Below are 13,357 nucleotides of genomic sequence, written 5' to 3' on the forward strand. Positions count from 1 at the left end.
GGCATCGGCGGCCTCACCCCCTGGCAGCGTGTAAACAACCTTCTTGGAAACGACATCTAGGTACTGAACGAAGCGGCGTCGTGAAGCCGGACGTCCCATTCCAGAGGGGACGAGCCCGCCCCCCCACCCGCTCGGCGGCGGCCAAGCGTGTTGCAGTGACGGTCTGGTAGAACACGTCGACCAAGTCGCGAAGTCTTCTAGGCCTCAACAAAGGAGCAAAAGCTCAAGGAGACGCTAGGGCCACGCAGCCTGGGCCTTTGGCGCTCACAACAACTCGTAGGCCGGCAGGGTCAGGAACTCTTCCAGGCTGTCTGACAGCACCATTCGGGTGAAGAGCTCGGCGGCGGCTTCCAGGCGCGGCGAGGCGAAGTCGCGGCGCAGGTCGGCCATCTCCTGGGTGAACAGGCTGACGAACAGTTCCGAGGTCAGCACCCGGCCGTCGTCCAGTTCAGCGCCAAGGCGCACCCATTGCCACAGCTGCGTGCGGCAGATCTCGGCCGTCGCCGCGTCCTCCATCAGGTTGTAGAGCGGCACGGCGCCCCGGCCTTCCAGCCAGGCCTGGGTGTAGCGGACGCCGACCCGGATGTTCTCGCGGACCCCGGCCTCGGTGCGGACGCCTTCGTGCAGCTCCAGCATCTGGGCGGCGGTGATGTCGAGGTCGGCCAGCGTCCTGTCGCGCTGGTTGGCGGCCGGCATCAGGCGGTCGAAGACCTCCATGGCCACGGGCACGAGGTCGGGGTGGGCGACCCAAGTGCCGTCGTGGCCGGCCCCGGCCTCGCGCTCCTTGTCGGTCTTGACCTTGGCGAAAGCGGCCTGGTTGGCGGCGTCGTCGCCCTTGACCGGGATCTGGGCCGCCATGCCGCCCATGGCGAAGGCGCCCCGGCGGTGGCAGGTCTGGATCAGCTTCAGCGAATAGGCCCCCAGGAACGCCTTGCCCATGACCATGGCCGAGCGGTCCGGCGTCAGGAAGGCGGGCGTGCGGCCCAGGCGCTTGATGAACGAGAAGATGTAGTCCCAACGGCCGCAGTTGAGGCCGACGATGTGGTCCTTCAGCTCGAACAGGATCTCGTCCATCTCGAAGGCGGCAGGGATGGTCTCGATCAGCACCGTGGCCTTGATCGTGCCGACCGGCAGGCCGAGCGCCTCCTGGGCGCGGAGGAACACCTCGTTCCAGAGGCGGGCCTCCAGGTGGCTCTCCAGCTTGGGCAGGTAGAAGTACGGGCCCGAACCGGCGGCGATCGCCGCCTTGGCGTTGTGGAAGGCGTAGAGGCCGAAGTCGAACAGCGCCCCGGCCACGGCCTGGCCGTCGACCTCCATGTGGCGCTCCATCAGGTGCCAGCCGCGCGGGCGGATTTTCAGCACCGCCGGCTTCGAGCCCATGGCGTAGGCCTTGCCGGACTTGGCGTCGACGTGGGTCAGCTCGCCGTTCCAGCGATCCTTCAGATTGACCTGGCCTTCGATGACGTTGGTCCAGGTCGGAGCCGTGGCGTCCTCGAAGTCGGCCATGAACACCTTGGCCCCGCAATTTAGGGCGTTGATGATCATCTTGCGGTCGACCGGGCCGGTGATCTCGACGCGGCGGTCCAAGAGGTCGGCGGGGACCGGAGCGACGGTCCAGTCGCCGGCGCGGACGTGCGCGGTCTCGGCCAGGAAGTCCGGCAGTTCGCCAGCGTTGAACCGGGCCTGGCGCGCGTCACGGGCCGCCAGCAGTTCGCGACGGCGGGCGTCGAAGCGGCGGTGCAGATCAGCCACGAAGTCCAGGGCCTCGGGCGTCAGGATCTCTACGGCGCGCCCTGCGACCGGCCCGGTGACCTGGATATTGGCGGCGATGTCGAGGGGCATGGGATCTCCTATTGGGGTCCCCCGCGTAATGACGACGGAGGAAATGACTTGCGGCCAGATGTCAGGCGTTGCGCGAATTGGCGCGGACAGTCGGGACGATCTGGTCGCCCCAATTGCCGGCGCCGTCATGGTGGCGCGAGGTGCGCACCAGTTCGACCGAATAGCCGGCCGCGATGGCCCGCTGGACCGCCTCGTTGAGACGGTGCGCGGCTTCGGCCACCCGATCGACCGCGCGTTGCTGGTCGCTGGAGTTCGGCATGGCGGCGGGAGCGAATTGCGTGGCGGTCATGGGTCGGATCCGTTGATCGGGTGGATGGGAGGGGCGCCGTTCGCGGCCGGCGGCCGCGAACGTTTGAGGGAGCGGTTCGCTGCTATTCGGCCGCGAACTGGTTCATGGTGTTGGCGTGGCCGCCGGCCTTCAGGGCGCGCTCGCCGGCGACCATCTCCTTGAAGGTGTCGCCGAGATCCGAGCCGACCTCGTGCTGATGCTTCACGGCCGACACGCCGCGGCGGATCTCCTCACGTTGCACCGTGTTGACATAGGCCTGCATGCGGTCCTGGCCGAAGTAGCCGCGCGACAGCTCGTCGACGCTCTTGGCGGTCAGGTGGAAGGTCGGCAGGGTGATCAGGTTGTGGAAAACCCCGGCGCGAGCGGCGATGTCGACCTGGAAGCGCGCCAGGCGCTCGTCGGCCTCACGGCCCAGGTCGCTCTTGTCGTACTCGGCCGACATCAGCGCATTGCCTTCCGGGTAGCTGTCCTTGTGGATCTTGCCCTCGGCGATCCATTGCTCGCGGACCTGCTTGCGCAGATTGAGCGTCCAGTTGAACGATGGCGAGTTGTTGTAGGTCAGCTTGGCGTTCGGCACGACCTTGCGGATTTCGGCCACCATCGAGGCGATCTCGTCGACATTGGGCGTGTCGGTCTCGATCCACAGTAGGTCCGCGCCGCCTTGGGTGAGGTTGGCGATGCAATCCTCGATGACGCGCTGGCGGCCGGTGCCCTCCTGGAAGGCGAACAGGCCGTTGGGCATGCGCACCGGCTTGTGGAAGGTGCCATCCTTCATGATCGCCAGCTCGCCGTCGCGCAGCGGGTTCTCGGCCGTGATCGGCTCGGTCTTCAGCCACTTGATGTAGTCCGCGGCCAGATCGCCGCCCTGGCTGACCGGGATCTTCTGGGTCAGGCCCGCGCCCAGGCTATCGGTGCGGGCGACGATCACGCCCTCATCGACGCCCAGTTCCTCGAAGGCCAGGCGGCAGGCGCGCAGCTTCTCGATGAAGTCCTCGCGCGGCACGGTGACCTTGCCGTCCTGGTGGCCGCATTGCTTGGCGTCGCTGACCTGGTTCTCGATCTGCAGGCAGCAGGCGCCGGCCTTGATCATCTCCTTGGCCAGCAGGTAGGTCGCGTGCTCGTTGCCGAAGCCGGCGTCGATGTCGGCGATGATCGGCACCACGTGGGTCTCGAAATTGTCGATCGCCTTGATCGCGGCCTGTTCGGCGACCTGATCGCCGGCCTCGCGGGCCGTGCGCAGGGCCTTGAACAGGTCGTTGATCGCCACTTCATCGGCCTGGCGCAGCGAGACGTAGATCTCGTTGATCAGGTCGACGACCGAGGTCTTCTCGTGCATCGACTGATCCGGCAGGTGGCCGAAGCGGTTGCGAAGGCCCGCGACCATCCAGCCCGACAGGTAAACATAGGCGCCCTTGGTCGTGCCGCGCAGGCGCTTGACCGACTTGATCATCTGCTGGGCGTGGAAGCCCGACCAACAGCCCAGCGACTGGGTGAACTTGCTGCTGTCGGCGTCATAGGCGGCCATGTCGGCGCGCATGACCGGGGCCATCGCACGGGCGATGTCCAGGTGGGTGGGAAAGGTGTTCTGAAGCTTCAGCTGGATGATATCGTCGATGTCGATACCGCCGGGCGTGACGCCTTGCGGATAGCGCGCCAGCAGGGCGTCGCGGTGGTCGGCATAGGTCTTGCGCTGCGTCATGGTCGTTCGATCCCGCTACGGGGCCCGGTGGCGTAACGCCTTGCGGGCCAAGGAAAACTCGTCGTGGTGAGCTAACGCTGCGCTGCGGTAAGCGTCGAATCTATTGAAGGCAATTTGTCAAAGAACGACTTTGTCAAAACTGTAAAGTCATGACAGATTTACCGAATGGCGACGCTCGACAAAAAGCCCTCCAGTCCGAAGCTGGGCGACAAGAAACTATTTCTTGGCGGACGGCTGAAGCGGCTGCGGCGCGATCTGGGGGTGACCCAGGCGCGAATGGCCGAGGAACTGGGCGTCTCGCCCAGTTATCTGAACCTGCTGGAACGCAACCAGCGGCCGGTGACGGCGCAGATCCTGCTGCGCTTGGCCGACGCCTATGATCTGGATCTGCGCAGCCTGTCGGCCGACGATCCGGGCGGTGGCGCGGGGCTGGAAGAGGTGCTGGCCGACAAGATGTTCGCCGACCTGGGTGTCTCGCGCCACGAGGCCGCCGAGGTCGCCGAGCTGTCGCCTGGCTTGGCCGAGGCGATGAGCCGCCTCTACCGCGCCTATTTGGACCGGGGCCGCCTGATTGACCTGGGCGCGTTCGAGCGGCCAGACGGACCGGGGACTGTCTCGGAGCAATCGCCGACCGACTGGGTTCGCGATCTCGTCGGCGCCCAGCGCAATCACTTCGCCGAGCTGGAGACCCTGGCCGACAAGATCGTCGCCCAGCTGAAAGCCGACCCGCTGGATCTTGGGCCCGCCGTCCGCGAGCGCCTGCAGAGCCGCTTCAACATTCAGACGCGCGTGATGCCAGTTGAGGTGATGACCGGCTCGTTGCGCCGCTACGACCATCACCGTAAGCGCCTGATGCTGTCGGAGACCCTGGCCCACGCCAGCCGCACCTTCGGCATGTGCTACCAGCTGGGCCTGATGGAGGGCGGGGAAGTGCTGTCGGACCTGACCGACCGCTTCAAGGCCCCCGACCGCGCGACTCGCCAGCTGCTGAAGGTGTTCCTCGACAGCTATCTCGCCGCCGCGATCATGATGCCCTACGAGCCGTTCCTGGCCGCCATGGAGGCCAGCGGCTACGACATCGAGCGGGTGCGGCCGCGCTTCGGCATCAGCTACGAGCAGGCCGCCCAACGGCTGACCACGCTGGGCCGGGCCGGCTCGCGCGGGGTGCCGTTCTTCATGATGCGGCTCGACGCGGCGGGGAACATCTCCAAGCGCTTCGCGGCCGGGCCATTCCCGTTCTCGCGCTTCGGCGGCGCCTGTCCGCGCTGGAACGTCCACGACAGCTTCAAGACCCCGGGCCGCATCGTCACCCAGGTGATCGAGACGCCTGACGGCGCGCGCTACTTCACCCTGTCGCGCACGGTGCGCCGGACCTCGGGCCTGCAAGCCGGCCTGGAGGACGAACTGGTCGTCGGCCTGGGCTGCGAGCTGAAATACGCGGGCAAGCTGGTGCACGCGCGCGGCCTGGACATCGCCAATCCGATCACCACCGAGATCGGCCCCTCGTGCCGGATCTGCGAGCGGCCCGCCTGTCCGCAGCGCGCCGCGGCGCCGATCAACCGCACCCTGCTGGTCGAGGAGACCAGCAAGTCGCTGTCGCCATTCCCGTTCCTGCGCTGAGGCTTGGTTCAACGCCACCTTGCGCTCGTGGCTTGCCGCGAGGTCACACCCAGATTCCCGTCGCCGCCATCGAGACGGGCGTGCCTGCGCTGATCGAAGCCCGCGAGATCATCGCCGCCTTCCACTTGATGATCCGCCGTAAAGCTGAAGGTGACCTCTGCCCCTGGATCGAACGTGGCCGCGCCAGCCTAGTGGCGTCGTTCGCCAACGGCGTCGACCGGGATATCAGCGCCGTTCGCGCCGCCATCACCTCGGGCTGGTCAAACGGTCAGACAGAGGGTCAAATCACCAAGCTCAAGCTCGTCAAACGCCAGATGTACGGCCGTGGAAAGCTCGACCTGCTAGAGGCCAGACTCCTGGGCCACGCCATCTGATCACGTCACCAAATCTGCGTCAGAGCCATTTTTGGACGCCGATATCCCCGAGATGGGGGTCACTTTTGCAAGCCGAAACACAAATTCGAGACCATCGTCCGGGAGGCGCAGGCTCAGCGTTGGAAGAGCACCAACCTCCAGAAAAACGGTCGTTCCGGCCAGAGGCAGGATGGTGTGGACATTTTCGGTCCGGACGATATTGGGTGCCCGATCGGCATCCAGTGCAAGCGCTACAAGGACAGCCTCTACGTCTAGGCCTAGGTTGAATAAAACATCCGATTCAGGCGCGGCATAGCCTTGCCTAACGGCGCAATTGAACGTTTGTATGAGCTAAATTGAATTCACCAGACGATGAGATCCGGCATGGACGACGAGGCCGCCCCGCCGACGCACGCGCAAGACGGTCGCGAACTCGAGTCCACCCTGGATGCGCTGCGCGCCGCCTCCAGCCAACTCCTGGAAGTGGCGGCGCAAACGGCCCATAGGATGCGAAGCCTGGAGGCGATCTTGGCGATCGTCATCACGACGGTGAAATCCGAGCCCACCCTCCGCTTAGCCGAACGCTGCGCCGCCAATCTTCGACAGTACAGCGCCGAACTGGATATTGAGGCCCGCGGGGAAATCGACGCCAATCTGGTCGAGGACATTCTCAAGTTGCTTTTCCCGCCTCCTCCCCAGCCCAGGTTCCAGATCATTCACGGCGGCAAAAGCTGACTGCTCATCCTGGGGCCCTTGGGCCCGCCCGGCGTGTTGGAGCGGACGACGGCGACCCGTCCTAGGAGGTCGGCTCAGCGCGATCTCGCCCGATCACAGCCTCTGCGTTCGCAGCCGCAGGGCGTTGCCGACCACGCTGACTGAGGACAGAGCCATTGCGGCGGCGGCGATCATGGGCGACAGCATCAAGCCAAACATCGGATAAAGCGCCCCGGCTGCGATCGGCACGCCGGCGGCGTTGTAGACGGAGGCCAAGACCAGGTTCTGACGGATATTGGCCATGGTCGCGCGCGACAGCCGTCGGGCGGTCACGATGCCGGTCAGGTCTCCCTTGAGCAAGGTGATGGCGGCGCTTTCGATGGCTACGTCCGTTCCCGAGCCCATGGCGATCCCGACATCGGCCGCGGTCAGGGCCGGCGCGTCGTTGACGCCATCGCCCGCCATAGCGACGATCCGGCCTTCGGCTTTCAGTCGCTCGACGATCGCCGCCTTGCGATCGGGGAGCACGTCGGCTTCGACCTCGTCGATACCGAGCCGGCGAGCCACCGCCCGCGCGGTGACGCTATTGTCGCCGGTCAGCATGACGATACGCACGCCCTGACCGTGGAGCGTAGTCAGCGCGCCCGGCGTCGTGGCCTTGATAGGATCGGCGATCGCGAAGACGCCGCCGGCCTGGCCATCGACGCCGATATAGATCGCGGTCGCGCCATCACCACGCAGATCATCGGCGCGGGCCGCCAGCTCGCCCACATTGATCGCCTGTTCGGCAAGGAAGGCGGCGTTGCCGAGAACGATCTTCAGCCCCTCCACGCGCCCCAGCGCGCCCTTCCCCGTTGGAGAATCGAAGTCTTCGACCGAAGGAATCTCGATCTTGTCGCGTTCCGCGGCCGCGACGATCGCCTGCGCGAGCGGATGCTCCGAGGCCTTCTCCACGCCCGCCGCCAGCCGGAGCAAGGTTTGCCTCTGAAAGCCGGGCGCGGCGACGATCTCCACCAGCTGCGGCCGCCCCTCGGTCAGGGTCCCGGTCTTGTCGATCACCAGCGTATCGACCTTTTCCATGCGCTCGAGCGCCTCGGCGTTCTTGATCAGCACGCCCGCCGCCGCGCCCTTGCCGACGCCGACCATGATCGACATCGGCGTGGCCAGGCCCAGCGCGCAGGGGCAGGCGATGATCAGAACCGAGACGGCGGCGATCAGGCCGTGGGCAAGGCGGGGTTCTGATCCCCAAAGGCCCCAGGCCAGGAACGCCAGAGCGGCGATGGCGATGACGGCCGGCACGAACCAACCGGAGACCTGATCGGCGACACGCTGAATGGGCGCGCGCGAGCGCTGCGCGGCGGCGACCATCTGGACGATCCGGGCCAGCATGGTGTCGCGGCCGATCTTTTCGGCTCGAATGATCAATCCCCCGGACCGGTTCAAGGTCCCCCCGATCACCCGATCGCCGATGCCGCGCGTCACCGGCATGGACTCGCCCGTCACCATGCTCTCGTCCAGGGAGGAGCGCCCCTCTTCGACCGCGCCGTCCACCGGCACGGTTTCGCCAGGCCGAACCCTCAAGCGATCGCCGAGCGCGACGGCTTCGATGCGGATGTCGTCTTCCGATCCGTCCTGGGCGATTCGGCGAGCGGTTTTCGGGGCCAGATCGACCAGAGCGCGGATCGCTCCTGAGGTCTGCTCCCGGGCCCGCAGTTCCAGGACTTGGCCCAGCAGGGCCAGGACGACAATCACTGCGGCCGCCTCGTAATAGACGGCGATCATGCCGTCGGCGGTCTGGAAGGCCGGCGGAAAAATCCGCGGCGCCAGCGTGGCGACGACGCTGTAGGTCCAGGCCACGCCGGCGCCCATGGCGATCAGCGTGAACATGTTCGGGCTGCGGTTCACCAGCGAGACCCAGGCCCGCGCGAAAAACGGCCATCCCGCCCATAGGACGACTGGCGTCGCCAGGAGCAACTGGATCCAGACGGAGACCCCCATCGGCACAAGATGGTGCAGCCCGGGGAAGATGTGCCCCCCCATCTCGAGCAGAAACACAGGCAGCCCGAGCGCAAACCCGCCCCAGAAGCGCCGCGTCATGTCGATGAGTTCAGGGTTCGGTCCCGTGTTGGGCGCCGCCACCAACGGCTCCAACGCCATGCCGCAGATAGGGCAGCTTCCCGGCCCGTTCCGGCGGATTTCCGGATGCATGGGGCAGGTCCAGATCGCGCCCTGCGCACTTGACGCCTTCTCGGCGTCGGCGGGACCATGCGGGTGACAACTGGCGGCTGGCTGGTCACGCCCCGGATGAACAGGGTCTCCATGTGGCTTGGCGAACCCTGCATCATCGCCCTCGATACCCGCCGCCGCGCGATAGGATTCAGGGGCCGCATCGAACCGCGCCTTGCAGCCGGTCGAGCAGAAATAATAGCGCACGTCCTCATGGTCGCTTCGAAGGGTCGCGTCCGACGGCGTTATCATCATGCCGCAGACCGGATCACGAACGCGGTCTCGGCGCGGCGCCGCGTCGCCGTGCGCGCCCCCACTGGCCGCCGCGCTTTCGCCCGCCGTTCCTCGTTCGTGATCCCTGTCGGCCATTGGCGTTTCCCCTAAGGCCTGTTGTCCTGGCTATTCCGAAATCAGATGAAATTCGTCGAGAAGCGCGGCGATCTCTGTGCCTTCCAGTTTCTTCATCAGCAGCTTGCGCAGGAATGCAGGGCCCGGGACGTCAATGCCCTTACCGTCTCTCAACGGTCCGATCGCCGCCAACAGCGTGCGGATGTCATAGGTGGAGTTGAACACCTCCGGGACACCGCGCTCAACGTCCAGCAGGGTGTAGACCGCCTCCATGGGCGTGCGCACCGAGTACTCGGTGGTGAAGATGCAGTCGCGCTGCTTGGACTCGGCGAACTGGCCGATGAAGGCGAAGTTGACCGCGCCTTTAGGCACCACGTCAGGCCGGTCGCCGGCTTGACGCGGCATAAAGAAGGCGGTGATATAAGGCATCATCACCGGCACGGTCCTAGCGCCGGTCGCGGCCAACTCCGGGATGTCCTCGACCGGCACGCCGAGGTGATACAGCCATTCCTGGGTAATCTCCTCGCCGGTGCAGTCCTGCATCGGCTTCTTCACATAATCGCCAGGCTTGTCGACGAAGAGCGCATAGAACCAAGCGATCATCTGGTCCTTGGGCTGCTTCTTGAAGTGCGGTTGGCGGTGAACGGTCCAGCTGAGCAGCCAGCTGGAGTCCTTGACCGTCACAATCCCAGCCGAGACGATCTTGCCGGTGAACGGGTTGCGCTTGGTGATCTTCTCGACCTGCTGGGCGATGCGCGGGTCCAGCGCGGTGATCGACGCGGAGGCCCACTTGGTCTCGGGAATATGGGCGCCGAAAACGTCGGGGCGGCCGAAGGCGGGATCCTTGGCGGCGATGCGACGCCAAAGATCCCAAGCCGGCGCCGGGCCGTCCTTCAACTTGGCGGGCGTGTGGTGGTCGCCATTGTCGGAGTTCTCCGTCAGAGATCCGATGGTGATGAAGACCAGGTCGTCGGGACCAAGATCGACGCCGCCGGCCTGGCCCTTCTCCGTCCAGTGAATGCGCGTGGCCTGCTTGCGGTCGGCCTGGATATCGAAGTCGACATCGGTGACCTCGACACCGTAGCGGAACTGGACGCCGTGCTCCTTCAGCCATTTGACCAGCGGAAGGACCATAGATTCGTACTGATTGTAGCGATTGAACTTGAGCGAGGAGAAATCGGCGAGATGGCCGACATGGTGGATGAAGCGATGCAGATAAAGCTTCATCTCCAGCGCCGAGTGCCACTCCTCGAAGGCGAACATCGTGCGCCAGTAGAGCCAGAAGTTGCTCTTGAGGAAATCTTCGCCAAAGACCTCGTTGATCCGCTTGTTCTCCATCTCCTCGCGCGTCGCCAGGAAGACGGAGATGAGGTCCTTCTGCGCCCGATCGTTAAGCGTCAGCAGCGCCTTGTCGGGAACGTCCTGGCCCTGGTTCTGGGTGACGCGTTGCAACGAGACGTTCGGGTCGTCCTTGTTGAGCCGGTAGAACTCGTCCAGGACGCTGGCGTCCTCGATCTCCAGCGACGGAATCGAGCGATAAAGATCCCAGAGGCATTCGAAGTGCTCCTCCATCTCGCGCCCGCCGCGAATGACGAAGCCCTTTTCCGGCACGTCCAGGCCGTCGAGCGCGCCGCCCGGAATGTCGAGTTCCTCCAGGATGGTGATCCGCTCGCCCGCCACGCCGGCGTCGCGGATCAGAAAAGCCGCGCCGGCCAGTCCGGCCAGCCCTGCGCCCACGAACCAGGCTGACTTCTTGTCGGCGTCCTTGGCTTTGCGCGGACGGACAAAGGCCTCATAGTTTCCGCTGCTGTAGTGCATGGCGAAGTCCTTTCGGCTGAACTGAAAATCTTGTGGGGACTAGTATCGGTAGAAGCCTTCGCCGGCGGCGACGCCCAGCTTGCCCTTGTCGATGTAGTTTTCCTTCAGCCAGGCGGCGAGCGAGCGAGCATGCTCGTCGCCGTGGGAGAGGATGTTGTAGGGCGTGGAAAGACCGATGATGTCGTAGATCTGGAACGGGCCCATCGGCGCACCGGTGGCGATCCGCCAGACCTTGTCGATGTCGGGGGGACCGGCGTAGCCGCCGGCGGCAAGATCCGTCGCGGCGTTGAGAAACGGCACAAGCAACGAATTGAGGACGTATCCGGCCTTTTCCTTGCGGAGGGGAATGGGCGCCATGCCGATGTCGGTGGCGAATTTGATCACCGCATCGAAGACGACCGGATCGGTGTCGGACGTGCCCATCACCTCGGCGGTGTTGAACTTCCAGATGCTGTTGGCGAAATGCAGGGCCAGGAACCGGTCTGGACGCCCCGTGAAATCCTTCAGGGCGCTGGGCAGCAAGGTCGAGGAATTGGTGGCGAAAATAGTCTTGTCCGACGCGACCCGAGCCAACGCCTCGTAGGTCTGCTGCTTGATCGCCAGAACCTCCGGCACAGCCTCGATCACCAGATCCGCTTGTGCTACCGCGTCGGCCAGATCGGCCGACAGCCGGATTTGGCCGAGCGCCTGCGCCGCCTTACCGCCGGCGGCTTGCGGGATCTCCTTCTCATAGGTCGCGACCAGACCATCCAAACGCGAGCGGGCCTGGACCAGGGCCTCGTCGCTGATGTCATAGGCGACAACGTCAAAGCCGCGAAAAGCGGATTGGAAGGCGATTTGGCTGCCCAATACGCCCGTGCCCAGCACGGTGACCTTCTGGATATCAATCATCGCAAGCGCTCCCGGGTTCGGCGGCATCGTGGAGAAATGGGGCGGACACCTGGCGGGGGACGCGGACCAGTTTGCCTGTCGCCTTATCGATCAGCGCCCATTGGGACAGGGCCGCGACGAGACACCGGCCGCGCACGTCGATGAACTCGACGCGCCGGGCGTAGCGCGCGCCACGCGGCGGGCCATCGAGCCAAGTGACCGCGGTGACGTGCGCGCCGGCCAGGACGTTGCCGCGATAGTCAACCTCGTGCCGGAGCACCACGGCCGCATAGCGATCCGCATCCTCGGGTCGGGCTGCGGCGAACCAATGCGCCACCGAAGCCTCCTGAATCCAGACGACCCAAGTGGCGTTATTCACATGGCCCAGTTCATCGATGTGTTCGTCCTGCGCGCAGAACGTGAGGGTGAAGCGTCGCTGCGGATCAAGGCGTCCCAGAAGCGGCGCTCCAGCAGCGTCGCAACCAATCCGCCGGCGAGCGACGACGGCGCCTGTCATGGCCGCGCTCCTGCCGGCGCCCGCGCATCCAGGCCCGCCATGGCGCGAAAGAAGGCGACCAACATCTCCTCGCGCCCGATCGCGCCAGCCACCTGCCCCTGAACGGCCAGCCCCATCCACAAGGCGTAAAGGCCGATACCCGCCTGCAACGGCGGCAGGGCTGGGGTCAGATCGAACCGCAGGGTAAGGTCGGCCACGAGCTCACCGAACATCCGGTAGCACGAGGCTTTGCCCGCCTGATGTCGGGCGGCGAAGGCGGCGTCGCGCCGAGCGTGAAGCTGCAATTCGATCGAAAGAAGCGACCATTGCGGCTCGGCGGCCAGATTGGCGAGCCGGTCGGCCAGACGCCGAAGCGTCCGTTCGATGTCGCCGCTTTCGGAGCCGCGCACCAACTCGCGCAAAAGCGCGACTTCATCGTGGATGTGCGCCTCCATCACCTCGACCAGCAGGTCATCCTTGCTGGCGAAGTTCGAATAGAAGGCGCCTTGAGAGTGGCCAGCCGCACCGCAAATGTTGCGGATCGACATGCCGGACACCCCTTCCTCGACGATCGAGGTGTGCGCCGCGGCGATCAGCCGGTCGCGTGTTTGGCGCTGCGTTTCCTTTCGCGGAATCGGCATGTCGGAACCTCCAGCAGTCATGCTGAACCTTGGACCGGCCAGCATTGAGGACGATTCCAGATATCAAACGATATCCCAATTTGACGGATGGTCGAGACCAAAATCACGTCCCGCCACCGGACGGCCGGAAAGGGCGACCTTGACTAGACCTCGCGACATACGCACTTGACGGCGATCGAGCGCTCGACGCCCAGAGAGGCGGGGAATGCGCGCGCTCCAGTGACTTTCGGCGCCGGGATCGCGTGGCCTCTGGAGCCCTACCCAAGCGCCCTATGAGCGCGCGAGCGCCGCCCTTGAAGATCGAAGCGCTCCCGTCGGCGATTTGAGGTAGATCAAGGCGGTTCAGGGAAGGCGGTCACCTCCTGCGGCGGAGGGACCGAGAAAATGCTGTCCGCCGTCAGCGCCCATGAGACAGATTGAGGGTTCCGTTTAGAGGAGGGT

10 protein-coding genes and 1 pseudogene are annotated in these 13,357 nt (G+C 65.3%); 3 read left to right on the top strand and 8 right to left on the bottom strand.

Annotation, left to right across the window (positions count from 1 at the left end; genetic code table 11):
• Window positions 1-264: 264 nt before the first annotated feature.
• From aceB to Q0V34_RS19670, 3 genes are all read right to left on the bottom strand, one after another.
• Window positions 265-1,842: a malate synthase A gene (gene aceB, locus Q0V34_RS19660; RefSeq protein WP_297515731.1), complete on the bottom strand. Its 1,578-nt coding sequence runs from the start codon at window positions 1,840-1,842 to the stop codon at window positions 265-267.
• Window positions 1,843-1,903: 61 nt separating this feature from the next.
• Window positions 1,904-2,131, bottom strand: a complete 228-nt coding sequence (locus tag Q0V34_RS19665) for a hypothetical protein (protein WP_297515734.1) — start codon at window positions 2,129-2,131, stop codon at window positions 1,904-1,906.
• An 82-nt stretch (window positions 2,132-2,213) separates the two neighbouring features.
• Window positions 2,214-3,830 carry an isocitrate lyase gene (locus Q0V34_RS19670; protein ID WP_297515737.1) on the bottom strand — a complete coding sequence of 539 codons (1,617 nt, stop codon included), beginning with the start codon at window positions 3,828-3,830 and terminating at the stop codon, window positions 2,214-2,216.
• Window positions 3,831-3,995: 165 nt separating this feature from the next.
• On the opposite strand from Q0V34_RS19670, the gene Q0V34_RS19675 reads away from it, so the two are divergent.
• The 3 genes and pseudogenes from Q0V34_RS19675 (at window position 3,996) to Q0V34_RS19685 (ending at window position 6,538) form a co-directional block, all read left to right on the top strand.
• Window positions 3,996-5,450: a helix-turn-helix domain-containing protein gene (locus Q0V34_RS19675; protein ID WP_297515740.1), complete on the top strand. Its 1,455-nt coding sequence runs from the start codon at window positions 3,996-3,998 to the stop codon at window positions 5,448-5,450.
• Window positions 5,451-5,503: 53 nt separating this feature from the next.
• Window positions 5,504-5,824 (top strand): annotated as a pseudogene (locus Q0V34_RS19680) (transposase); the annotation flags it as partial.
• A 363-nt stretch (window positions 5,825-6,187) separates the two neighbouring features.
• Complete coding sequence (locus Q0V34_RS19685) at window positions 6,188-6,538, top strand: hypothetical protein (RefSeq protein ID WP_297515743.1); 351 nt, start codon at window positions 6,188-6,190, stop codon at window positions 6,536-6,538.
• Between the two features lie 93 nt (window positions 6,539-6,631).
• Here the strand turns inward: Q0V34_RS19685 and Q0V34_RS19690 are convergent, their stop codons facing one another.
• From Q0V34_RS19690 to Q0V34_RS19710, 5 genes are read right to left on the bottom strand one after another with little or no spacing between them, the layout of a single operon-like run.
• Complete coding sequence (locus Q0V34_RS19690; protein WP_297515746.1) at window positions 6,632-9,112, bottom strand: heavy metal translocating P-type ATPase; 2,481 nt, start codon at window positions 9,110-9,112, stop codon at window positions 6,632-6,634.
• 30 nt (window positions 9,113-9,142) lie between these two features.
• Complete coding sequence (locus Q0V34_RS19695; protein WP_184721696.1) at window positions 9,143-10,909, bottom strand: oleate hydratase; 1,767 nt, start codon at window positions 10,907-10,909, stop codon at window positions 9,143-9,145.
• A 39-nt stretch (window positions 10,910-10,948) separates the two neighbouring features.
• Entirely contained in the window at window positions 10,949-11,827 is an 879-nt protein-coding gene (locus Q0V34_RS19700; protein WP_367272100.1) for a 3-hydroxyacyl-CoA dehydrogenase, read from the bottom strand.
• Window positions 11,793-12,296, bottom strand: a complete 504-nt coding sequence (locus Q0V34_RS19705) for a thioesterase family protein (RefSeq protein ID WP_297515753.1) — start codon at window positions 12,294-12,296, stop codon at window positions 11,793-11,795. The genes Q0V34_RS19700 and Q0V34_RS19705 overlap by 35 nt, the downstream gene beginning before the upstream one ends.
• Window positions 12,293-12,916 (bottom strand): TetR/AcrR family transcriptional regulator, encoded by a 624-nt coding sequence (locus tag Q0V34_RS19710; RefSeq protein ID WP_297515755.1) that lies wholly within the window; start codon window positions 12,914-12,916, stop codon window positions 12,293-12,295. Before Q0V34_RS19710 ends, Q0V34_RS19705 begins: the two co-directional genes overlap by 4 nt.
• Window positions 12,917-13,357: the final 441 nt, after the last annotated feature.

The sequence above is a fragment of the uncultured Caulobacter sp. genome, assembly GCF_947036865.1.
Taxonomy (GTDB): domain Bacteria; phylum Pseudomonadota; class Alphaproteobacteria; order Caulobacterales; family Caulobacteraceae; genus Caulobacter.